The sequence below is a fragment of the Microcoleus sp. Pol11C3 genome (assembly GCF_036701485.1).
GTDB lineage: Bacteria > Cyanobacteriota > Cyanobacteriia > Cyanobacteriales > Microcoleaceae > Microcoleus.
The window spans coordinates 1-22,955 of sequence record NZ_JAUBQW010000104.1 but is presented as its reverse complement, the minus strand read 5'-3'; the positions used below and the strand labels follow the sequence as shown (position 1 = coordinate 22,955).

24 protein-coding genes are annotated in these 22,955 nt (G+C 45.9%); 16 read left to right on the top strand and 8 right to left on the bottom strand.

Annotation, left to right across the window (positions count from 1 at the left end; all coding sequences use genetic code 11):
- Window positions 1–168 precede the first annotated feature (168 nt).
- A complete protein-coding gene (locus QUA40_RS20935) occupies window positions 169–432 on the bottom strand; it encodes a hypothetical protein (RefSeq protein ID WP_333129353.1) in 264 nt (87 codons plus the stop codon).
- Window positions 433–679: 247 nt separating this feature from the next.
- Between QUA40_RS20935 and QUA40_RS20930 the strand changes: the two genes are divergently transcribed.
- From QUA40_RS20930 to QUA40_RS20920, 3 genes are all read left to right on the top strand, one after another.
- Window positions 680–3,979 (top strand): tetratricopeptide repeat protein, encoded by a 3,300-nt coding sequence (locus QUA40_RS20930; protein WP_333129350.1) that lies wholly within the window; start codon window positions 680–682, stop codon window positions 3,977–3,979.
- Window positions 3,980–4,136: 157 nt separating this feature from the next.
- Complete coding sequence (locus QUA40_RS20925; RefSeq protein ID WP_333129347.1) at window positions 4,137–4,412, top strand: type II toxin-antitoxin system ParD family antitoxin; 276 nt, start codon at window positions 4,137–4,139, stop codon at window positions 4,410–4,412.
- 2 nt (window positions 4,413–4,414) lie between these two features.
- Window positions 4,415–4,717: a type II toxin-antitoxin system RelE/ParE family toxin gene (locus QUA40_RS20920; RefSeq protein ID WP_333129345.1), complete on the top strand. Its 303-nt coding sequence runs from the start codon at window positions 4,415–4,417 to the stop codon at window positions 4,715–4,717.
- Between the two features lie 116 nt (window positions 4,718–4,833).
- On the opposite strand, the gene QUA40_RS20915 is transcribed toward QUA40_RS20920, so the two are convergent.
- Together QUA40_RS20915 and QUA40_RS20910 are read right to left on the bottom strand one after the other, a co-directional pair.
- The gene (locus QUA40_RS20915) at window positions 4,834–5,658 is read right to left on the bottom strand and encodes an SDR family NAD(P)-dependent oxidoreductase (protein ID WP_333129342.1); all 825 of its coding nucleotides are present in this window, start codon (window positions 5,656–5,658) and stop codon (window positions 4,834–4,836) included.
- An 814-nt stretch (window positions 5,659–6,472) separates the two neighbouring features.
- On the bottom strand, window positions 6,473–7,906 hold the full coding sequence (locus QUA40_RS20910; protein WP_333129340.1) for a carotenoid oxygenase family protein: 1,434 nt from the start codon (window positions 7,904–7,906) through the stop codon (window positions 6,473–6,475).
- A gap of 73 nt (window positions 7,907–7,979) precedes the next feature.
- On the opposite strand from QUA40_RS20910, the gene QUA40_RS20905 reads away from it, so the two are divergent.
- From QUA40_RS20905 to QUA40_RS20875, 7 genes are all read left to right on the top strand, one after another.
- Window positions 7,980–9,017, top strand: a complete 1,038-nt coding sequence (locus QUA40_RS20905; RefSeq protein ID WP_333129355.1) for an LD-carboxypeptidase — start codon at window positions 7,980–7,982, stop codon at window positions 9,015–9,017.
- A 118-nt stretch (window positions 9,018–9,135) separates the two neighbouring features.
- Complete coding sequence (locus tag QUA40_RS20900; RefSeq protein ID WP_333129338.1) at window positions 9,136–9,900, top strand: class I SAM-dependent methyltransferase; 765 nt, start codon at window positions 9,136–9,138, stop codon at window positions 9,898–9,900.
- Window positions 9,901–10,121: 221 nt separating this feature from the next.
- A complete protein-coding gene (locus QUA40_RS20895) occupies window positions 10,122–11,123 on the top strand; it encodes a cytochrome c oxidase subunit II (protein WP_333129336.1) in 1,002 nt (333 codons plus the stop codon).
- Window positions 11,124–11,201: 78 nt separating this feature from the next.
- Window positions 11,202–13,007: a cytochrome c oxidase subunit I gene (gene ctaD / locus QUA40_RS20890; RefSeq protein WP_333129334.1), complete on the top strand. Its 1,806-nt coding sequence runs from the start codon at window positions 11,202–11,204 to the stop codon at window positions 13,005–13,007.
- A gap of 143 nt (window positions 13,008–13,150) precedes the next feature.
- Window positions 13,151–13,774, top strand: coding sequence for a heme-copper oxidase subunit III (locus QUA40_RS20885; protein WP_333129332.1), 624 nt, complete (start codon window positions 13,151–13,153; stop codon window positions 13,772–13,774).
- 163 nt (window positions 13,775–13,937) lie between these two features.
- Window positions 13,938–14,219 carry an HNH endonuclease gene (locus QUA40_RS20880; protein ID WP_333129330.1) on the top strand — a complete coding sequence of 94 codons (282 nt, stop codon included), beginning with the start codon at window positions 13,938–13,940 and terminating at the stop codon, window positions 14,217–14,219.
- Between the two features lie 171 nt (window positions 14,220–14,390).
- Entirely contained in the window at window positions 14,391–15,623 is a 1,233-nt protein-coding gene (locus QUA40_RS20875; RefSeq protein WP_333129328.1) for a hypothetical protein, read from the top strand.
- Window positions 15,624–15,637: 14 nt separating this feature from the next.
- Here the strand turns inward: QUA40_RS20875 and QUA40_RS20870 are convergent, their stop codons facing one another.
- The 4 genes from QUA40_RS20870 to QUA40_RS20855 all read right to left on the bottom strand — a co-directional run bounded on the left by QUA40_RS20870 (window position 15,638) and on the right by QUA40_RS20855 (window position 18,713).
- The gene (locus QUA40_RS20870; RefSeq protein WP_333129324.1) at window positions 15,638–15,937 is read right to left on the bottom strand and encodes a (2Fe-2S) ferredoxin domain-containing protein; all 300 of its coding nucleotides are present in this window, start codon (window positions 15,935–15,937) and stop codon (window positions 15,638–15,640) included.
- Between the two features lie 294 nt (window positions 15,938–16,231).
- Window positions 16,232–17,206, bottom strand: a complete 975-nt coding sequence (locus QUA40_RS20865; protein ID WP_333129322.1) for a cysteine synthase A — start codon at window positions 17,204–17,206, stop codon at window positions 16,232–16,234.
- A 65-nt stretch (window positions 17,207–17,271) separates the two neighbouring features.
- The gene (locus tag QUA40_RS20860; protein ID WP_333129320.1) at window positions 17,272–17,856 is read right to left on the bottom strand and encodes a Uma2 family endonuclease; all 585 of its coding nucleotides are present in this window, start codon (window positions 17,854–17,856) and stop codon (window positions 17,272–17,274) included.
- 218 nt (window positions 17,857–18,074) lie between these two features.
- A complete protein-coding gene (locus tag QUA40_RS20855) occupies window positions 18,075–18,713 on the bottom strand; it encodes a peroxiredoxin (RefSeq protein ID WP_333123276.1) in 639 nt (212 codons plus the stop codon).
- Window positions 18,714–18,873: 160 nt separating this feature from the next.
- Between QUA40_RS20855 and QUA40_RS20850 the strand changes: the two genes are divergently transcribed.
- The 4 genes from QUA40_RS20850 to QUA40_RS20835 all read left to right on the top strand — a co-directional run bounded on the left by QUA40_RS20850 (window position 18,874) and on the right by QUA40_RS20835 (window position 21,447).
- Window positions 18,874–19,149 (top strand): hypothetical protein, encoded by a 276-nt coding sequence (locus tag QUA40_RS20850; RefSeq protein ID WP_333062925.1) that lies wholly within the window; start codon window positions 18,874–18,876, stop codon window positions 19,147–19,149.
- A gap of 63 nt (window positions 19,150–19,212) precedes the next feature.
- Entirely contained in the window at window positions 19,213–19,398 is a 186-nt protein-coding gene (locus QUA40_RS20845; protein WP_333129318.1) for a hypothetical protein, read from the top strand.
- Window positions 19,399–19,945: 547 nt separating this feature from the next.
- Window positions 19,946–20,827, top strand: a complete 882-nt coding sequence (locus QUA40_RS20840) for a ChaN family lipoprotein (protein ID WP_333129316.1) — start codon at window positions 19,946–19,948, stop codon at window positions 20,825–20,827.
- Between the two features lie 38 nt (window positions 20,828–20,865).
- The gene (locus tag QUA40_RS20835) at window positions 20,866–21,447 is read left to right on the top strand and encodes an NAD(P)H-dependent oxidoreductase (RefSeq protein WP_333129314.1); all 582 of its coding nucleotides are present in this window, start codon (window positions 20,866–20,868) and stop codon (window positions 21,445–21,447) included.
- Between the two features lie 77 nt (window positions 21,448–21,524).
- Here the strand turns inward: QUA40_RS20835 and QUA40_RS20830 are convergent, their stop codons facing one another.
- Window positions 21,525–22,148, bottom strand: a complete 624-nt coding sequence (locus tag QUA40_RS20830) for a hypothetical protein (RefSeq protein WP_333129312.1) — start codon at window positions 22,146–22,148, stop codon at window positions 21,525–21,527.
- Window positions 22,149–22,238: 90 nt separating this feature from the next.
- Here QUA40_RS20830 and QUA40_RS20825 point away from each other — a divergent pair, with 90 nt between their 5' ends.
- Both QUA40_RS20825 and QUA40_RS20820 read left to right on the top strand, forming a co-directional pair.
- Window positions 22,239–22,709, top strand: a complete 471-nt coding sequence (locus tag QUA40_RS20825) for an excisionase family DNA-binding protein (protein WP_333129310.1) — start codon at window positions 22,239–22,241, stop codon at window positions 22,707–22,709.
- Between the two features lie 3 nt (window positions 22,710–22,712).
- The gene (locus QUA40_RS20820) at window positions 22,713–22,883 is read left to right on the top strand and encodes a hypothetical protein (RefSeq protein WP_333129308.1); all 171 of its coding nucleotides are present in this window, start codon (window positions 22,713–22,715) and stop codon (window positions 22,881–22,883) included.
- Window positions 22,884–22,955 lie beyond the last annotated feature (72 nt).

Sequence of the window (22,955 nt, the reverse complement as noted above, 5' to 3'; positions counted from 1 at the left end):
CTGGTATTTATAATTATGAACTTTCTTGGAAGACAAACTAGCGATCTCCTAAGACTTTCGCAAGAGGTCTATTGAACCGCGAAGGCGCGTTAGGCGAAGCCGCGCGTAAGCGCTAGGGCGCAAAAGAAGAGAAGAGAAGAGAAGAGAAGAGAGATTTTTTGTTTTTGTTTATTTGAGGGCGATACAAAGTTCGAGGCAAAAAGTTAATGTTAGGGGGTCTGGGCTTTCGGTTCGCAATCGATCGATCTCAGCTTGATTGCAGCCGCGAGATTCCATAAAATCGAGCATCCAGTTCGTTATTGTAGCGAGATCGATGTATTTTGCTCCGAGACAAACAGGGCAAATTTCTGGGCTGAGGGTACCGGTGCCGCCGCATTCGGGGCAATCCCAGTGGGTGTTTGCGGGTTCGGGGGTAGTTAGGCTGTTGGTCATTTTATGCAAAAGCTCGATCGCACTACAAGGTCAGTTTAGCAATTTCTTGCTTGGGCAGTTCCCCCAACCCAAACTCAACAGCGTCCACTATATTGGAAGGCTAATTAGTAGTAAAAAACCGCTATAAATCAATATCAGACTCGAAAAAGCACCAGAAAAGTAACGATATCTTTCATCTTTTCTCACCTTGACGCTTCAGAACGCATGAGTAAAATTGAAGAAAGTATCTTAGTAGAAGGGCTTGCTGATGTTCGATCGCACTCAATTAGTTTTCGCTGGAATGTCGATCGCCATCGCCCTTCAATTAAGTCCAACCGCAGCCATTGCAGCCCCCCCGGTACAACCCGCACAAACGGTACAAAATAGCAGCACCGACGCTGCGGCAAAAGCCTTGAAAGAGGGAGTACAACTCTACCAGCAAGGAACTGTAGAAGGGAAAAAAAGTGCGCTCACCAAATATGAAGAAGCATTGAAGCTGTATCGAGAAGTGGGCGATCGCGCTGGGGAAGCTATCACCCTTTACTACATCGGGGCTGCCTACTCAGAATTGGGAGAAAAACAGAAATCGCTAGAGTATTACAGCCAGTCCCTTCCCCTGAGTCGCGCAGCGGGCAATCGCAGGGGGGAAGCGAGTACCCTCAACAACATCGGTCAAGTTTACTCAGAATTGGGAGAAAAACAGAAAGCTTTGGAGTATTACAGCCAGTCGCTGCCCCTGAGTCGCGCAGTGGGCGACCGCTCGATACAAGCGAGTACCCTCAACAACATCGGTAAAGTCTACTATGATTTGGGAGAAAAACAGAAAGCGCTAGAGTATTACAGCCAGTCACTGCCCCTGAGTCGCGCAATGGGGGATCGCAGGGGGGAAGCTGTCATCCTCAACAACATCGGTGGTGTCTACGACGATTTGGGAGAAAAACAGAAAGCGCTAGATTATTACAACCAGTCGCTGCCCCTGAGTCACGCAGTGGGCGATCGCAGGGGCGAAGCTCGCATCCTCAACAACATCGGTAGTGTCTACTCAGAATTGGGAGAAAAACAGAAGGCTTTGGAGTATTACAGCCAGTCGCTGCCCCTGAGTCGCGCAATGGGGGATCGTCTCGGAGAAGCCGTCACCCTCAACAACATCGGTGGTGTCTACGACGATTTGGGAGAAAAACAGAAGGCTTTAGAGTATTACAACCAGTCATTGCCCCTGAGACGGGCTGTTGGCGATCGGAGTGGGGAAGCCGTCGCCCTCAGTAATATCGGGGCTGTATACTCAGCTTTGGGAGAAAAACAGAAAGCTTTGGAGTATTACAGCCAGTCACTGCCCCTGAGACGGGCTGTTGGTGATCGTAGTGGGGAAGCGAGTACCCTCCACAACATCGGGGCTGCCTACTCAGAATTGGGAGAAAAACAGAAAGCTTTGGAGTATTACAGCCAGTCGCTGCCCTTGAGTCGCGCAGTGGGCGATCGTCGCGGGGAAGCCCTCACCCTCAACAACATCGGTTTAGTCTACTCAGAATTAGGAGAAAAACAGAAAGCTTTGGAGTATTACAGCCAGTCGCTGCCCCTGAGTCGCGCAGTGGGCGATCGTCACGGGGAAGCCTTAACCCTTCACAACATCGGAGGTGTCTACTCAGCTTTGGGAGAAGAACAGAAAGCGCTAGAGTATTACAGCCAGTCCCTGCCCCTAAGTCGCGCAGTGGGCGATCGTCGCGGAGAAGCCCTCACCCTCAACAACATCGGTGGTGTCTACTCAGATTTGCGAGACAATCAGAAAGGGCTAGAGTATTTTAACCAATCGCTTCCCCTGAGACGGGCAGTGGGTGACGCTGGAGGAGAAGCTAACACACTTTTCAACATTGCTTTTGCCAAGCGCGATTTAGGAAACCTTACCGAAGCCCTCAACGACATCGAATCCTGTCTCAAAATAATCGAAAACCTCCGCACCAAAATTGCCAGCCCAGAACTCCGCACCTCATACTTTGCCACCGTACAGGACTACTACGAATTCTACATAGACCTGTTAATGCAACTCCATAAAACTCAACCCAAATCCGGCTATGATACCAAAGCCTTAGAAGCCAGCGAACGTTCGAGGGCCCGCAGCCTTCTCGAACTCCTCAAAGAAGCTAACAGCAACATTCGCGAAGGCGTCGCCCCCAAATTGCTGCAACAAGAACAGCGATTGCAACAGCAACTCGATGCCATTGAAAAACGCCGCATTCAATTAGTCAGCAGCCCCAATCCCAATCCCAATCAAGTCGCAGAAATCGACAAACAGCGCCTCACTCTACTGCAAGAATACCAGCAAAACAAAACTCAAATTCGCACTAATAGCCCCCGCTACGCCGCCCTCACCCAACCCCAACCTTTAACCCTCACCCAAATCCAAAAACAAATACTGGATGAAAACACAATTTTATTGCAGTATTCCCTCGGTGAAGACCGCAGTTATTTATGGGTTGTCACCTCAACCGGACTCACTACTTATGAACTGCCCAAACGCGCCGACATCGAAACAGCAGCCAAGAATTTCCGAGACACCGTAACCAGCCCTGCTTCCAGAGATTTACCGCAAAAAGTTGCCAAAGCTAGCGCAGATTTTGGTCAATTAATTCTACAACCCGCTGCTGCCCAATTAGAAAAAAAACGCTTATTAATAGTTCCCGATGGCGTACTGCACTACACTCCTTTTGCAGGCTTAACTCTGCCACAAACAGCAGGACAAAATGCCAATCTTCCCTTAATCGCCCAACACGAAATTATTACCCTACCTTCCGCCTCAACTCTCGCCATTCTGCGGCAAAATTACGCAGACAGAAAACTACCCAACCAAACTTTAGCAATTTTAGCCGATCCAGTCTTCAGTCCAACCGATGAAAGAGTCAAAGGACAAATTACCCCAGCAACCACGGAAAAGTTAGAAGCAAACAACCTCGGTTTAAATCGATCGCTGCGTACTTCTAACATGGCATGGCCGCCGAAACGCCTCCCCTTTACCCGCCAAGAAGCCCAAAATATTTTAGCTTTAGTTCCCACCGCTTCGGAAGTTCAAAACTTTGATTTTGCCGCCAGTCGCGCTACCGCAACTAATAGCAATTTAGCCAATTATCAAATCGTGCACTTCGCCACCCACGGCATGGCTAACAGTCAGAATCCCGAACTCTCAGGCATTCTGATGTCGATGGTAGATGAGAAGGGGAATCCTGTCAATGGCTTCTTGCGTCTTACCGATATTTTTAACTTGAAATTAGCAGCAAAATTAGTAGTTTTAAGTGCTTGTCAAAGCGGAATGGGACAGAATATCAAAGGCGAAGGCATGGTGGGATTAACCAGGGGTTTTATGTATGCAGGGGCTCAGCGGGTGGCGGTGAGTTTGTGGAGTGTGGATGATGAAGGAACTGCTGTGTTAATGCAAAAGTTTTATCAGAAAATGCTGCAAGAAAAGTTAGCACCAGCGGCAGCTTTGAGGGCGGCGCAGATGGAAATGTTGCAGGATAAAAAATGGCAGTCGCCCTATTATTGGGCTGCTTTTACCTTGCAAGGGGAGTGGAAATGATATAGCGAACATAAATCATTCAGATAAATTTGTAGGGGTAGTGCCCCCGTGCCTACCCCCTATCTATCGGGGCAACCAGGGGGGGATTGCCCCTACAATAATTACGCAAATCATTTAGGATTGCTATAATAATTAAAGGTTCTCAGAGGTAAACCCCATGAAAATTACTCTCAAGCCTGAGCAGCAAAAATTCATAGAAGCACAAGTGACAAGTGGCAGATATCCTTCGGCGGAGGAGGTAATCGCAGCGGCATTAGAACTCCTAGCCGACAACAGTGAGCCCAACGAGAGCAACAGCTATCAAAAATGGGTAGAAGAAACGCGACCAAAAGTATCAACAGGAATAGCTCAACTCGATGGCGGTGAAGGGATTGATGGAGAAATAGTCATAGCAAGATTGCAGGAAAAATTTCGGAAAATGCGGGAGAACTAAAGATGAGTCGCTACATTGTTTCTCCAGAAGCGAGTCGCGATTTAGATGAAATTTCGGATTACCTTGCAGCTAGAAATATTGAATCCGGAGAACAGTTTGTCGAGGAGTTCAATCGAAAGTGTCGCAATTTAATTAACTTTCCTAATATGGGCCGTAGTTACGAGGAACTAGCTGCTTCTGTGCGGGGGCTTCCTCTCATGGGTTACATTATTCTTTATCGGGCGATAGACAGTGGAATTGAAATTATCAGGGTGGTGAGAGGAGAACGGGATTTACCGTCGCTATTTTCTGATGAGGATGAGTGACTAACAGTTAGAGTGTTTGCCAAATGTAAGGTGCGCTTAGGAACGGGCAAGATGCCCGTTCTACAAAGAATGAGTTTTCTTGTGGGGTGGGCCGAAGAGCCCGCCCCTAAAAAAGTTTATCGCCCGCTAGCTAAAGCCTGCCGCAATTTGTGATCGCCCCGCGACTTCTCCGAAAGTTGTGGAGTCGCCATCCGCAACACAAAATCCAGCAACCAAGGAGCAATTCGGTGACACCAAACTGCTAAATGACTTTGGTATCCTACCAAGATTTCTGGCGCATCTTTGTGCAATCCCGCCACGAGTGCTAAGGCAACTTTTTCGGGAGTTGTGGGCACTACCCAGCGAAATTGTTCCAAGTCTCGCACCATGTCGGTATCTGTTAGAGATGGCAGCAAAGCTGTGACTCGAACATTGTACTGAGTTAACTCGCGGCGTAAAGCTTGGGTGAATCCTAAAATGGCAAATTTGGTAGCAGAATAAGTCGCCATTGTGGGAGCGGCAATTTTGCCCATTAAACTCGAAACATTGACGATGGTTCCCTCTTTTTGAGTCGCCATTCGCCTCGCTATCAAGCGGGTAATTGTGTAGGTTCCGAGCAAATTTAAGGCGATTTCTTCCTCGATTAACGGCAGCGGGGAACGCAAGAAAGATGCTTGGTGCGCGACGCCTGCACAGTTGACTAGCAGGTGAATCGGGCCGCTATCTCGCCAAGCTTGGGCGATCGCAATATTCACCGCTACTGACTGAGTTAAATCCAAAGCTAACGGCACTACTTCTGTGCCAAAAAGATCGATTTCCTCTGCCAGTTCAATTAATTGCCTGCGGTTGCGCGCCACAATCAACAAACGTTTGACTCCTTGTCTCGCTAATTCCAGGGCGATCGATCGCCCAATTCCGCGCGAAGCTCCTGTAACAAGAGCTGTTTTTCCTTGAAGTTGCATAGATTAAACCTTTTGGTAGATGCTCACCGCGGCACGGAGTTATGAGTTGTGAGTTGTGAATTATTAGTTATGAGTTGAATGTTTTGGCGGTAACAACTCATAATTCATAATTGTTGGAAAGCCTATCTTGTTTCGATAGACATCATTTACTTGTGGGGTTAACTCCAAACTAAAAACTTTTGAATCGCTAACGTGCGCGTGAGCTGAACTAAACTTTTGGTTTGCCAGAAATCAGTTAATTATCTGGTCTTTTAACCTCATGCCAGCAGACAAAGCTGAGATGGGCAAACCTAGTCAGAAATCCTGGCCCAGCGGGCTTTATTACCGCTTTTCTTCAGTTCGCGGAGGCGGACTTTGCCTGTGTAGCCGCGAATAAACTGGCCGGAGATTGGTTATCAGCCGGGGATTTCTTCAGTCGGCGGAGGCGGACTTTGCCTGCATAGCCGCGAATTTATTCACCGGGGAGATTCACCGCGAATTTGTCATTTACCGGGGTTCGAGAACCCCTCTTTCTTCACTCCGTGGAGGCGGATTTTGCCTGTGTAGTCGGGAATATACGCCGGGGATTGGTTATCCGCCAGGGCTTTATTACCCCTCTTTTTTTAGTCCGCAGAGGCAGACTATATCCTGTGCAGCGGCGACTTACAATCGCCGGGGATTCGTGCGAATTGGCACAGGATAATTGAGCAATGCAGATTATCAATTCCACACCTCCTAGATATGAGAATTTCCTATCTACACACACCTTAACAACTTGACAGAGAAGCGGCAACAATTTTTAATAAATCTTCCGCAACACTTCTTTACAATTTTATCATACTGCCGATTTCCAAGTGCCGTGAAAGCCCAAAGGTATGACACCGGGCAATTCTAGCTTGCAAACAGGTTCGCGGGAAAGTCCGTCGCTGTCAAATATCCAGACTTCGCTGCTGTCAGAATTGCCGTCATAAATAACTGTTACTATCCACCCTTTCTCTGAGGAAATATCTGGAACGTAGATGGGCTCTGTGGGATAGCGATTTTCGCCCAAGTCGGCAATTGTGAGATTGCGGCTTTGCGTGTCGAAACGGGCGATCGCACCATAACGTTCCGGTACAATATCAACGTCAGGCCGATACATTGCCAGATAAATATATCGCGAGTCTTGCCCTATTTCTGAAGCAGGTACGATCGGAAATTCGCAAGGTTGATCCAACAATTCTTCTGTTGCTGTCACTTTCCCCGTCTGAGGATTTAGATGCACCCGCCACAGAGTCCCCTCCGCATCGGTGCGAGTTTCACCTGTCGCTACTTCTTTGAGCCGCCGATTAGTTTGAAAGTCAGCCAAGCGCACAAAATCTACAGCCACCGAACCATCTTCCTTGACAAAACCGTTAGCAAAATGCCACTGATACCAAGGTTCGGTTTCGCCGCTACTAACTAAAGATAGAGTTTCCGAGTCAACCACTAATATCTGCGTTCCTAACTCGGGTTTCCATTCCAAAGAGTCGCTGTAACTGCTAATTCCAGCTAACACTGGCAAAAATTTTGCTCGTACTGGCGGCACAAAAAATATTAGATAGTTTCCCGCCATAACAAAATCGTGGATCAGAGGAGAGCTATCTAAAGCAACAGTTCCTTGTTGCACAATTTTGCCTGTAGGATCGCTTTTATACAGATTCAACTTTGTACTGGCACCATGTGTCATTCCAAAGTTAAAAATATTGCCAGTAATCGGGTCGCGCTTGCAGTGAGCGGAATAAGAAGATCCACTCTCTAAACTGCCTAAATCGTCCGTTCCGCGAGTTTCCAGAGTTTGTAAATCTAGGCTGTGAGGCCAGCCGCCTTCCCACAAAGCTAAAAGGCGATCGGGCAAAGCTAAAACTGAAGTATTGGCAGCATTTTTAACAGATTTAGTCCACCGCAACCACAGAGGCACCGGTGCTGTCATGCCATAATTACTGTAGAGAAATTTATCAGCTTTTTCCTCAGCTTGATATCCCGCTGTCTGCACGTAGCGATAAACAGCAGCAGCACCGACATCGGTAAAATGTACTGCCAAAATTGCACCATCGCCATCAAACCAGTGTCCCGCATTCATGCCACCGCGTTGCAAACGTGCGGGCCCGTTGCGGTAGAGAGTGCCGCGCAATCCTTCGGGAATTTTACCGCTTTTAACCAATAGCTGAGTCAGCGGAAATTCCGCAGCAGGACGGGCTAAAGCTTTTGCCCAAGATTTTTTAGCTGAGATTTTAGTGTCGGTTTTCATTTTAAAGTCGCAATTTTAAACTGATATGGCAGAGATTTTGCTATACAATTATAGCAAAAATTACCTAACAGCTATGACTCTCCGCCGCCGTGCTCTGCTGAGAACTTTTGGGCTGACTGCTATTGGTACTCAGCTTTTGCCGTTAGCGAATCCCTCGAAGAGGATCGCCCAAACCAACCTATCTCCCAAAAGTGCGATCGTTAAGCCGCGCCGCCTGCAAGTCGGCGATACTGTAGCTTTAATAAATCCAGCCGCTTTCAACTACGAAAAAGAAGTGCAGCCATTTTTTAAAGCTCTGGATAAGCTGGGTTTAAAAATTAAATTGGGAGAGCATTTTTACGACCGCTACGGCTATTTAGCAGGCAAGGATGCCGATCGCGCCGCCGATGTCAACACAGCCTTTGCCGATGACTCAGTGCGAGGAATTTTTACCGGAATGGGCGGCTGGGGCTGCGGTCGCATATTGCCGCTCCTGGATTACAATATTATCGGCAACAATCCTAAAATTATTATGGGATTCAGCGATATTACTGCGCTGTTATTGGCGATTCATGCTAAAACTAATATAGTTACTTTTCACGGCCCTTTAGGTGCCTCAACTTGGAGTCCCTTTACAGTATATTCCCTCAAAAAAATTTTGTTTGACGGAGGCTCTGTTACGCTGCAAAACTCCAAAAGCGTGCAAATTGAAACAATCGGGCGCGGCACAGCTAGGGGAAAACTAATCGGCGGCAATTTATCAGTAATAGCAGCAATGGTGGGTTCTGCATATTTACCGACATGGGAAAACAGTATTTTGTTTGTCGAGGAAGTTGGCGAAGAAGTTTATCGGATAGATAGAATGCTGACGCAGCTCAAATTAGCGGGTATTCTCGATAAAATATCCGGTTTTATTTTCGGACAGTGTACCAAGTGCGAAGCTGAAACACCCCAAGAGTCCCTAACCTTACCTCAAGTATTGTCCGACCACATTCGCCCCTTGAAGATTCCCGCGTGGTATGGCTCAATGGTGGGGCACATTCAGGATAAGTTCACTTTGCCGATCGGTCTAGAAGTCGAAATCGACGCTGACTCTGGTACAATTAAATTGTTAGAATCCGCTGTCAGCTAAATCTTAAAGTCTTCTCGATATTACCGAGGCAGAGCCTCCGGATCGGCGTTCCCAGGCAGAGCCAGGGAACGAGAAATAAATTTAAACACAAAATCAGAAATATCGTGAAAAAAATATCGTGAAAAAAACCGCACAATTAATTAAACCCTTAACAGTAATAATCTTGACAATTCTTTGCCTGTTGCCGCTCAACGCCTGTGCAGCAGCCGAAGCAAGTAAAACGGCAAATGGCGACCCAATTTATCAGCAGCGAACAGTCCACAACCCTGACGGAATCGGCAAGTTTTACATGGGTCGAGAAATTGCTCAAGTCATGGGATATCAAGGGGCTGGTTGGCTGGAAAGACCCTCTCGCGGCATGGAGGAAAAATCAGCTCGATTAGTCAACAATCTCGATTTAAAACCAACCGATATTGTCGCCGACATTGGAGCGGGAACGGGATATTTCAGCTTTCGCATTGCTCCCTTAGTTCCACAAGGAAAAGTTTTAGCAGTTGACGTGCAGCCGGAAATGATTAATTTTCTGGAATTGAATAAACAAGAAAAAAATATTGCTAACGTTGAGCCTGTTTTGGGAAATATCGACAATCCGAATTTGCCGGAAAATAGCGTAGATTTAGTTGTGATGGTCGATGCTTATCACGAATTTGCATATCCCAGAGAAATGATGCAAGGAATTGTGAAAGCACTCAAACCGGGAGGCCGCACAGTATCGATCGAGTATCGGGGCGAAAACCCCCTGATTCCCATTAAAGGTTTGCACAAAATGACGCAGAAGCAGGTTAAAAAAGAAATGGCAGCCGTCGGTTTAGTATGGAAAGAGACAAAAGATATGTTACCTCAGCAGCATTTGATGGTGTTTGAGAAACAATCTCAAATTTAGCCGCCAAAAAAAGCGATTATATACCATTTTTAATCAATTTTGTCAAGGTACAAAAGACGTACTTTTTAGGCACGCGGGCGATCGGTCAAAAATTCTAAGCCTTAAGTAACCCTTAAGAGAGACATTTTACTAAAAATACCATTTACAATTAAAAATTGATAACCCAGAGGCGCTTCCTTCATTTTTCAAGCGAAGAAGTGTCGCTATTAAGAAGTACCAGCGTGAACATTCCAAGTTCCATCCTCACCATGCTCGCCGGCATCGGAGTGACTCTGATCAGTCTCTGGTACGGGCAGAATCACGGCTTAATGCCGATCGCCGCCTCTGACGAAGCATCCGACATAGACGCACTTTTCAATACAATGATGACCATTTCCACTGGACTATTTATCATGGTCCAGGGAATTCTCATCGTTGCTGCAATTAAATATCGCCGCCGTCAAGGAGACAATACAGACGGGCCGCCTTGGCATGACAACTTTCCCTTAGAAATTCTTTGGACAGCCGTGCCGGCGGTGATTATTTTAGGAATCGGAGTCTACAGTTTTGAGATTTACAACTCAATGGGAGGCCTCGATCCGATGGGCAATCATGACCACGGCACCATGCAAGCGCACTCTAAAATGCGGGGAAGTGCGATCGCAGCTACACTCTCAGATACACCCCAAAACGCCCCTCAAATTGCGTCTAGAAAACTTGTTGCTCTAGGCGTCGGCGCTTCCCCAGAAAATGAAGACAAACCAGCAGACTTAGTTGTAAATGTCACAGGTTTGCAGTACGCCTGGATTTTTAGCTATCCAGAAAGCGGCGTTAGTTCTGGCGAACTGCATATGCCAGTCAACCGCGACGTACAGCTAAATATCTCAGCTCAAGACGTGCTGCACGCATTTTGGCTGCCAGAATTTCGCCTCAAACAAGATGCAATTCCCGGGAGACCAAGCGAACTGAGATTTACACCAACTAAAACCGGGGAATACCGGGTTGTTTGTGCTGAATTGTGCGGCGCTTATCACGGAGCAATGAAAGCTGTAGCAGTCGTTCACACGCCAGAAGAATTCGACACTTGGCTGCAAAGCCAGCAAGTTGCTAGCAGTCAAAACTTAGAGCAAGCAGTTGCAGTCAATCCTGGGGAATTGTCAGACGGTGAATTTTTGGCTCCCTACGTCAGGGAAATAAAAATTAATTCCGAAACCCTCGAACAACTTCACCCAACTCATCACTAAAAATAGTCATTAGTTCCTGGCACTGGGTCTTCGATCCTTAGCTAATAACTAATGACTAATAACTAATGACTAATAACTATGACACAAGCACAGTTCCAAGAAACTGCCAACACTGAGGCTCGCGGAACAGCGCCCGCCGATAGACATTGGCGCGACTACTTCACTTTTAATACCGACCACAAAGTCATCGGTATTCAATATCTGGTAACAACATTTATTTTCTATCTAATCGGCGGCGTGATGGCAACCTTGGTGCGAACAGAACTCGCCACCCCCGACTCCGATTTTGTCACCCCCGAACTCTACAACAGTTTATTTACTGTTCACGCGACAGTGATGATCTTCCTGTGGATCGTACCCGCCGGAGCCGGATTTGCTAACTTTTTGATCCCCTTAATGATTGGGGCAAAAGACATGGCATTTCCCAGGCTGAATGCGATCGCCTTTTGGCTAATTCCCGTAGGTGGCGTGTTGCTGTTGAGCAGTTTTTTGGTAGGAGCTCCACAGGCGGGTTGGACTTCTTATCCGCCTTTGAGCTTAGTTACTGCTCAAGCGGGAGAAGAAATTTGGATTCTCAGCGTTTTGATTCTGGGAACTTCTTCGATTTTGGGGGCGGTGAATTTTGCCGTTACCATCTTTACCATGCGGGTTCCCAGCATGAGTCTCAATGAAATGCCTTTGTTTTGCTGGGCGATGATTGCGACTTCAGCACTGACTTTGATTGCTACTCCAGTGTTAGCCGCAGCTTTGATTTTGCTGTCGTTTGACTTGTTAGCGGGGACGGCATTTTTTAACCCGACCGGCAACGGCGATCCCATCGTCTACCAGCATTTATTCTGGTTTTATTCGCACCCGGCAGTTTACATTATGATTATGCCCTTTTTCGGGGTGATTTCAGAAGTTTTGCCGGTGCATTCGCGCAAGCCAATTTTTGGTTATTTGGCGATCGCATATTCCAGTCTTGCGATCAGCTTTTTGGGCTTGATCGTGTGGGCGCACCATATGTTTACCAGCGGCACTCCCGGCTGGCTGCGGATGTTTTTTATGATCACAACTATGATCATCGCCGTACCAACTGGGATTAAAATATTTAGCTGGTTGGCAACTATTTGGGGAGGAAAACTCCGGCTTGTCAGCGCGATGCTATTTGGGATGGGTTTTATCTCAACATTTGTTCTCGGCGGCATCACCGGGATCATGGTGGCTTCCGTACCTTTCGACATTCACGTTCACGACACTTATTTTGTCGTCGCTCACCTACACTACGTTCTGTTTGGCGGCTCAGTGTTTGGCATTTACGCTGCTTTTTACCACTGGTTCCCCAAAATGACGGGGCGGATGATTAATGAATTTTGGGGTAGAGTTCACTTTGTTTTAACCTATGTTGGCTTTACTGTAACTTTCCTCCCGATGCACGCTTTGGGGATGCAAGGAATGCCTCGGCGAGTGGCAATGTACGACCCGAAATTTACCACAATTAATGTCATTTGTACTGTCGGTGCTTATATGCTGGCAGTGTCTACAATCCCATTTATCATTAATGTGATTTGGAGCTGGAGGTACGGCCCGAAAGCAGGTGACAATCCTTGGCAAGCTTTGAGTTTGGAATGGATGACGACTTCGCCGCCCCCGATCGAAAATTTTGAAGGAGTGCCGGTATTGGCAACGGGGCCTTACGATTACGGCATGGAAAAAGTTCAGCATACTGGGGAACGTCTCAGGCTCAAGCTGAGGGAAAATGCCACCCGCAACGCCCAGAAAACAGGTATTCCTATTGCGGAGGCTCAAGCTTCAACTTTCTTTGGCGGTACTGCCACTTTGGTCGCTCCTGAATCAGAGATAAATGTTGATTCTCCTGCTGATGAAAGTCAAGATGGCGAATAGTTATTAGTCATCAGTCATCAGTCATTGGGAATTGTTGACTGTTGACTGTTAACTGTTGACTGTTAACTAATGACTGATGACTAATGCCAACTGCCCACTGCCAACTGACAACTGACAACTGACTTCTTCATTACCAATTTATTATGCAAATTCCAGCGATCGATCCGGCAAAAACAGCCCTGAATTACCACCACGAGGCCGAGGTAGAAGCACACGGTGTCGAGCATCCCGACCACCGAATGTTAGGTATAATTGTGTTCCTGTGCGCTGAAGGCATGATATTTTTCGGTATGTTTGCGGCGTATTTGATTTATCGGGCGATGGCCCCCGTGTGGCCTCCTGAAGGTACGCCGGCACGAGAGTTATTGCTGCCGGGAATTAATACGGTGATTTTGATTGCTAGCAGCTTTGTAATTCACAATGCTGATACTGCAATCAAAAAGAATGATGCCGCCGGAATGCGGAATTGGTTGCTCGTAACTATTGCTATGGGCGCAGTTTTCTTGTTCGGTCAGGTTTACGAATACACTCATTTAGAGTTTGGTTTGACGACGAATTTGTATGCCAGTTGCTTTTACGTTTTGACTGCTTTTCACGGCTTGCACGTTACGTTGGGAGTGCTGCTGATGGTGGCGGTGGTGTGGCGATCGCGCGCGCAAGACCACTATTCTAGCGAGCACCACTTTGGAATCGAAGCGACTGAGATTTACTGGCACTTTGTGGATGTGATTTGGATTGTTTTGTTTCTGTTACTGTATATTTTGTGATCCCCGAGGCTTTCCGGCCTCTGCCACAAGAGATTTGTATGACCCCCAATTGGGGGTTTTTTTATTGTTTGGAGAGTGCGATCGCCTTTCATTCACATGAATCACAGCCGATCGCGCTAAACTAAAAGTAGCAATTCTCCTATCCAGCAGCATTGAGAAAATTATGCAGTGTGAATTGTGCGATCGACAAATGGAAGCATTAACCGCCCATCACCTCATTCCCAAACAAAACACCAAGCGGAAAAACGAAGATCCCAGCCCGACAATCGACATTTGCTCCGCTTGTCACCGCCAGATTCACTCTCTATTTGACAACAAACACCTCGCCCAAGAGCTCAATACCGTGGAAAAGCTCAAAAATGACCCTGAACTACAGAAATTTATATCTTGGATTAAAAAACAAAAAACCGACAAACGCATCCAAGTACGCGGCAAAAAAGCTTGATCGCAGGGCCCGAACTCAGATATATAGTCCTGGAGGCAGTTACTGTCTGAGGCGCGGTTTCTTCATTGATTTTTCGTTCCCTAACCCAAAATTTTACATAGAAACCCGGTTTGTTTGCCTAAATCCTAGTATAGTGATTTACTTATTCGTAACAAGCTGCCAACAATTATCATGAACCTTACCTCCCTCGAACTCGCAAAAGACCGAGCACGCATCTTCAAAAACTACCTCCAAATGGAAATAGATGCCAAAGCTAACATAAACAAACTAGCCTTTTTAGATCGGGGCATTGAAAAATCTCCTTACCAACAAGAAATTAAAAACTATCCAGATTATCTCAAACAGAAACCCGACGGCTTAAAAGTAATTAGCTATATTCCCGAACCCAATAATCCCCTCAAAGTTACCTCGTTTCCCAGCCTGGGAGAACTACCTCAAATTAACTCTCAAGCTTTAAATTTTCTCCACGAAGACATCAAAGAAGCCTGCGTTTGCATTGGTACTTTTGTAGACGGCAAAATTCAGGCGCAGTGGCTGGGAAAAAACGCACTTACCAATGCTGAGCAGTGGAGTGCTACCAAAATTATCGCACTCTTTAATATCGTCAGTCAAGTAAATAGCAAGTATCCCGACTGCGACATTGACAACTGCGTTGTGAGAGATGGCAACGGGCTAAAACAAGATTTTTACTTTTATGATGTAGCAAAAGATATGATTAGCTATGCCTCAAATATAGCAAGTTCAAACTCCTTAGCCGCTATGTTCAAACGCTTCGATACTCGCATAGGACTAGAGCAATGGCTGAAGAGCGCTACTGGCAATTATGACCTAATTTTTCGCGGCGATTACGGCGAAAATCCTTATCACACCAACCCCAAAATCTTCGATCTCACCAAAAAACAAGAGCTGCTAAGTGCCGCATTAAACAGCACCAAACAAAAAAATTCCGTATCTGCTTATGACTTAACCAGGCTGATTTCCATGTTAGGATGGCACTTCCACATCGAACAGCGATCGCGCATGAAAGCATCTCAGTGGAACAGCTTAGAAAGCATTGTCAGAGCAATGGGACATGACAGCGCTCGATATGTGGACGTAGCAATTAAAACTTTGGGGATGGATAGCCTGATCACTTCTCCAGTAATTATCTCAAAATTGGGTTACGGACTGAGCTCGATCAGGGGAACCCTAGAAACAGTTTATGTGGCTTTGGTGCGGTTTGTTGACGAACGGCCCAAGGCGGCGGGAAAGCCGGCAAAACTCAGAACTTTAGCCATGACTTTGCGGGCAGAAAAAGCTGTAGGCGGTTCCAGCAGTGTCGATCGTTTGGCGATCGAACTGGACGCCAGATTTTGCGCCGAAGTCACGGAAATTCTCCGCCGGTTGTTTGCCGAAGAATTTTAAAGGCAGGCGATCGACTAATGAGAAAGTCGGTGAAACTTGCGGTAAAGCATCCTCTCCACCGGCTTTCCTCCCCGCAAATGTTGCTCAGTTATTGCCGCAACTTCCTCCTGGCAAACACCGCTGTACCAAACCTCTTCGGGCAACACCAACACCATCGGCCCGTTGCCGCACTGTCCCAAACAACTGCTAGCAACAACTTCGACTTCTGAGGGCGATAATTTCTGAAAAGCTGCCAGTACCTTTGCTGCACTTTCCTTGCGACAAGTGCGGTTTTGGCAAACAAGAACTTGCCTAGAAGATTCGATAATTTTCATATTTTTTACTTGACATTCTGCTGAATATATGCTATTTTTTTATCATGGGAATAGGTGTAGTCATATATGCCCAACTTGTAGAAAAGTCGTTAAAAACATTGGACGGGCTAGAAGCCCATCCCACAAAGCATTAAACTTGAATTGCATTCAATCCCTTTGAATTCCTCAAATTATCTGCGTTAATCTGTGTTTATCTGCGTGATATCTGCGGTTTCTGTATTAATCAAAGACTTATGGAATTCAAGTCTATTGATGATTCCTACATCTGACCCGATTGTCAGGTACACGCGCAGATTAATCGGATGATAAACCTTTTGAGGCCAACCATTGTCGATCGAACAAACGCGACTGATACCGAGCCCCGCCGTCGCAGAGTACCGTAACAATCGTATGTCCAGGCCCCATTTGCTTCGCCAAAGCCACCGCCGCCCCCACATTAATCCCCACAGAACCGCCCATAAACAGCCCTTCTTTCCTCAGCAGTTGGTAAATCACCCGCACAGCTTCAGTATCATCAATTTGAATGGCGTCATCTACCGGGGCATTCTCCATATTAGCAGTCACACGGGTGGTGCCAATTCCCTCAGTAATCGAACTACCTTCAGTCTTAATTTCCCCCGTTTTGAAATAACTGTAAAGCCCGCTGCCCATCGGGTCTGCCAAGACAATTCTAACAGCAGGATTTTTTTCTTTCAAAAACATTCCTACCCCAGCAAAAGTGCCGCCGGTACCAGTAGCTGTTACCCAAGCATCAATTTTCCCGTTTGTTTGTTCCCAAATTTCCGGGCCAGTTGTCTCGTAATGAGCTCGGCGATTGGCTAAATTGTCAAACTGGTTTGCCCAGACAGCATTCTCCATTTCCTCCGCCAATCTTCCCGACAATTTGACATAATTATTCGGGTCTTTGTAAGGAACAGCAGGAACAGTCCGAACTTCAGCGCCCAAGGTTTTCAAAGCATCGATTTTTTCTTGAGATTGGTTATCGGGAATCACGATCAAACATTTGTAACCTTTAGCGTTGCAAATGTGCGCCAAACCGATGCCTGTATTGCCGGCAGTGCCTTCAACAACAGTGCCGCCCGGTTTCAGGAAGCCTTTTTCTTCTGCGTCTTTGATGATGTATAAAGCGGCCCTATCTTTAACGGAACCGCCGGGATTTAGAAACTCTGCTTTGCCGAGAATTTCGCAGCCTGTTTCATCGCTGAAGCTGTTTAAGCGAATTAGTGGCGTGTTGCCGATTGTGCCTACAAAGCCGTTTTTAATATCCATATTTTTTGCGTGTGTGTATCCTATGATTAATTTTTACAATAAGTTGATATTTATTGCTAGCAGTTCTACCAAATTTTGCTCATATTGAGTATGAATCCGGGCAAAACGGGGTCGCCGCTGACTGTAGCCGGATTCTCCAAACATTCCTCTGGCAAACCAGGACGGTAAATATAAACTCTGCGATTTTTGCGGTCGATAAGCCAACCCAGCCGCACTCCTGGTTCTCTCATATATTCTTGCATTTTTTCTTGTAGCGGCTCTAAGTCCTCAAAATCCGGTCTGAGTTCAACTACAAAATCAGGGCAAATTAGGGCAAATTTTTCTTGCTGTGCTTTTGATAAAGCATTCCACCTTTCTAGTTTAATCCAAGAAGCGTCAGGCGATCGCACGGAGCCGATCGATAAAGTAAATCCCGTACAAGAAGCAAAGCCAACGCCAGTTCCGTCTTCCTCTGTCCAAATGCCCAATTCTCCAGTTAAAATAGCATTGCGGTTGCTGCTGATTCCGCCAACAAGAGTCAACAATAGTATTTCTCCTCGCTGGTTGCGTTCAATTCGCAAGTTGCGATTCATTTGACAGAAGTTGAAAAACTCGTCCTCTGTCATTTGCAATTCTGGCAACATTCGCAATACGATGGGAGATGACAGCATTTGGCATTTCCTCAAATCTAAATGGTTCTGACAAGATTGCAAAATTTATGGGTTGGTAGTGAGGACTTCAGTCCTCAAAAATCTGGAAGGACTAAAGTCCTCACTACAAACCTGGAAGGACTTTAGTCCTCATTACGAACCTGGAAGGATTAAAGTCCGATGCTGCGAACCTGGAAGGACTTGCATTCCTATGCTGCGAACCGGTTTGTCAATTAAACCTATTTATTCGGCTGAGGAGTCATCCGCAAATAAGGCTTAATCGGCGTGTAGCCTTTAGGAAATTTCTCTGCCAACTCTGCGGGGTCGGTAATCGAAGGTACGATTACGCAATCGTCGCCGTCTTTCCAATCAACCGGAGTCGCAACGCTGTATTTGTCCGTAAGTTGCAAGGAATCAATTACTCGCAAAATCTCATTAAAATTCCGACCAGTGCTCGCCGGATAAGTAATGCTCAAACGCAATTTCTTTTGCGGGTCAATCACAAAAACTGTGCGGATTGTTAAGTTGTTTAGCGAGTTGGGATGGATCATGTCGTAAATGTCGGAGACTTTACGATCGCCATCTGCTAAAATCGGATAATTGAGGGTGACATTTTGAGTTTCCTCAATATCTTTAATCCAGCCCATGTGAGAATCCACATCATCGACGCTGAGGGCAATGGTTTTGACGCCCCGCTTTTCAAATTCAGACTTTAGACGGGCCACTGCACCGAGTTCTGTGGTGCACACTGGAGTGTAGTCTTTCGGGTGGGAAAACAACACGACCCAGCTATCCCCAGCCCAGTCGTAGAAATTGATTTCCCCTTCAGACGAAGCTTGGGTAAAGTTGGGAACTGTATCGCCTAATCGCAGAGTCATAACTGATTTCCTCTAATTTTATTTAAGGACTGTTCCTTATCATGCCATAATTGCCCGGTTTCTCGATCGAGCTGTAAAGGATTCTAAACTTTTTGGTCGATCGATCGGCAATTCCACTACTCTAATGTATGTGTGGCTTCTAACGCTAAATTTTCTTGCTATGCTTTACTTTTTGCTTAAGGCAATACAGCCTATTTTAGTCCCGCTGTGTTTTGTGTCCGCCTGGGGCTTAGTTTTTTTGCTGTGTTTGAGTGTCGGGCGTACTGTCACCGACTCCCTGCGTCGAGCTCAGCGGATGCACCAAATTCCTTGTGCTAACTGCGTATTTTTCACTGGCGACTACCACCTCAAGTGTCCCGTTCAGCCTACAATAGCTTTATCTGAAGATGCGATCGACTGTCCTGATTATCGAGGGCATTCGGGAATTTACGGTTAAAAAATCCGGCTGCCGCTTTACATATTTCTTAACATCTCTGGCTCTTTCAATTAAACTTAAGTTGTGGTAAAGAGATTTTCAGGAGAAATGCACATCGACGACGAAAATAAATTCGTGGAATCCCCAGATGCAGTTTACATTCCCCCAAACGCCAAGCAGTTTATTTACAACTGTGGCACAGAACCGCTAATATTTATTTGTATCGTCGATCCCGCGTGGCGAAAGGAAGACGAGACAATTTTCCAGTAATTTTCTAGTTTTTATCCTTGTAGGCTCGTTACCCGGCTCTGCCCGGTAACGGATATCTAGAGACTTTGCCTCTACTGAAAAAAACATCACAAACCGAAAGTCTGTTTTAACAATAACAGCACCCAGCCATATGTACCGAGTGATTTCCTCTTTTTAAAACTTCGATGCGGAGTTGCAATAATCCTCGGATTCATTTGCATTGCTCCCCTCTAATTAGTTGAGGAAGTATCAGCTTTGTTGGTGGGTGCTGTTATTGGTTTTTGATGAGACAGATGTGAGATTAAACAGCGTTTTACTCCTTAGATTCTATTGTGAACTTCGCTGTGATATCTGGATTTGGTATCTGTCGTAGAAGCTTTTTGTTCGCTTCATATTATTAATTTATCACCTTCTTCGAGAAGCGCAAGTACCTGCAACTAAACTTTACATTTTTAGAAGTAACAGCGGAGAATTATGAAGTTAAATTAAGCATTGAGCTATCTAGCTGCTCAGCTAGATAGTAGAGTTCGGCTGTGCTTGCTGCTGCGAGAAACGGCATAATATTTGTATGAAAACAACCAAACTCATCAAACTGTGCGCCTTATCGCTTAGTATCTTTCTGCTGTGCAGCAGTGCAGTAACAGCGCAAACGACGGCGAACCATCAACCTGGGCAGACTTACACTAACCAAGAGATTCTGCAACAGTTGGTGAAGGCAAAAGTCGTGTATCTGGGTGAAACCCACGATAGCGCGGAAGACCACCAAGCTCAACTAAAGATTGTCCGAGAAATGCAGCGGCAAAATCGGAAAATTGCCATCGCGATGGAAATGTTTCAGCGTCCGTTTCAAAGTGCGATCGACAACTACTTAGCAGGTAAACTGACTGAAGAGCAATTAGTCGAGCAAACAGAGTACGATCGCAGGTGGCGTTTTCCCTGGGAATATTACGCCCCCATTTTGCGGTTTGCCGCATTAAATCAACTACCTGTCCTCGCCTTAAATACACCATCCGAAGTAACGAGAAAAGTTGCCTCTCAAGGTTTAGAAAGCCTCACAGCAGAGGAAAAAAAACACATTCCCCCAGTATCGGAAATTCGCACCGACAACGCCGAATATCGGCAACTGCTGCTAGAAGTTTATCAGCAACACCAAAAGGCTGAACAGGGAAATAGTACGGCTTTTGAAAGATTTTTGCAAGCCCAAGTTTTGTGGGACGAAACTATGGCGGAAAAAATCGCCCAATTTGTCAAAGCAAACCCCGACTATCAAGTTGTGGTGTTGGCGGGGAAAGGACACATTATTTACGGTTACGGCATTCCCAGTCGCGTAGAGAGGCGTTTGGGAGTCGGGAATGTAAAAGTGCGATCGGTTTTACTCAATTCCAGTGACAATCCTGTTTTGTCGGCAGATAAACCCATTGCTGACTTTGTTTGGAATCACTCGAAATAGTACAATTATACGCGGAAACAATAAGCAGGAAAAAATTAATGACAAACAGACCAAAAATACTTGCATTTGCCGGAAGTACCCGCGAAGCATCCTATAACAAACTGCTGGTAAAAGTGGCGGCTGCTGGGGCTACTGCGGCGGGTGCAGAAGTTACTTATGTAGATTTGCGCGATTTGCCGATGCCGCTATTTGACGAAGATTTGGAAGCAAAAGAGGGAATGCCAGAAAATGCCCGGCACTTGAAGGAATTGATGGTAGCGCATGACGGGTTTTTGATAGCTTCCCCTGAGTATAACAGTTCAATTACGCCTGTGTTGAAAAATGCGATCGATTGGGTATCGCGCCCAGCACCCGGCGAACCGGGATTGGTGGCATTTACTGGCAAAGTAGCGGTAATTATGAGTGCTTCCCCAGGCGGAATTGGAGGTTTGCGGGGATTGGTACATTTGCGATCGATCCTGGGGAATATTAACGTATTGGTACTGCCGGATCAGAAAGCAGTTCCCCAAGCTTTTGAAGTATTTAATGCTGACGGTACGATGAAAGATCCCAAACAGCAGGACTCGGTTGAGAATCTCGGTGCTAAGTTGTCTAATGTGCTGTCGAAATTAATCCCATGAGGCAATAAATTCATTTTGCAGTTGGGACACAGCTATGTTGTGTCCCAATCCCAGCATCTGTTATTTGGCTGGCTGCATCAAGTGCGATCCATAGAATAAAAGCCTTGAAACGGCATTGTTAAAATGCCCAATATCCGACTAATTTCATTAATAAAAAAGTCTCGCTTGTCAATGAAAATTGTGCAGTTACTCAATTTAAGAAACTTCCAATCAGTACCCGTAGTAACAGCCCCATAAATGCTTTCAATTTGCTCTCCGCTGCGCTGATTAAATAATTGGGCGGCTACCATTTCTGCAATACACTGCCCTAAACCGGATTTAATACTTTCATTCTTAGCCTCTGTGAGAGTAATTACGGGGGCGCGAATTTCATAGGAATCCTTCGATGCAGTGAGAATATAATCGCAATACCCGTTTAAGCCCGCTTCTACATCTACATTGAATTCTGAACCCGAGAAAAAACCAACTTGAAAATTAAATTGCCGCCTGACTTCCAATAATATTGGAGCAATAATTAACTCAGCGCGAGCCTTTTCTGTATTAATTGCAGTAGCTAAAGACAGGTTTTCAGTTAAAGTAGTTTGCAAATAGGAACTTGGCTGTACCTCTGGGATCTCACCAAACAAATCTAAAGGTTCTTCTACGGTTAAATTAAAAGATTCTCTAACTTTCGCTAAAGTTGTAAAGTCGCTGTATGCCACAGGTTAACCTCCTTGCTCGATTTTGGCGATCGCATTCTCAAATTGCTACAATTATAATTGATTGCCTGTTATTCTAACCCCCAAATTAACATGACATTCACCGGAGATCCCGACTCAGCACCTGTTTTACCGACAGCCGCAGAAGCAGCGGTTGCCAAAACCAGCAGCCGCGCTTTAGAATCGCACTTAGAAAATCATCCGTCTGGCGAATCCCTCAAATTGATATTAAACGAAAAAGAGGGAAAGACAATTGACATACCTGCGGCAGCATTGCCACTGCTGTTAGCAATTTTGCAACAGACAAGCAGTGGCAATACGGTCAAGCTGATTCCAATTACTGAGGAACTCGATATCTGGCAGGTTGAGGCCTTACTCAATGTCTCCCGCGAGTATGTGTGGAAGTTGCTAGATTCTGGCGAAATTCCATACAAAATGGTAAGTACCTGTCGCCGGATACGTTATGAAGATGTAATGAAATATAAAAAGCAGGATTATGAAAAAAGAAGTAAAATACTTGAAGAACTTGTCGCAGAATCAGAAGCACTCGGTTTGTACGACTAACTCATGGAAATTGTAAAAGTTGTCTGCGATGCGAATGTTTTGTATTCAGCCGCACTCCGCGATTTTCTGATGGAATTAGCAGTTGGTGATGTGTTTGAGCCGAGGTGGACAGAAGAGATTCACGGCGAATGGATGAGAAACGTGCTTCAAAACAATCCAAATCTCACATTATAGCATTTATCGAAAAGATGAGGTATGATATAACTGACTTGAAAGGAGTGAAAAATATAAGACCCCAAAATGTTA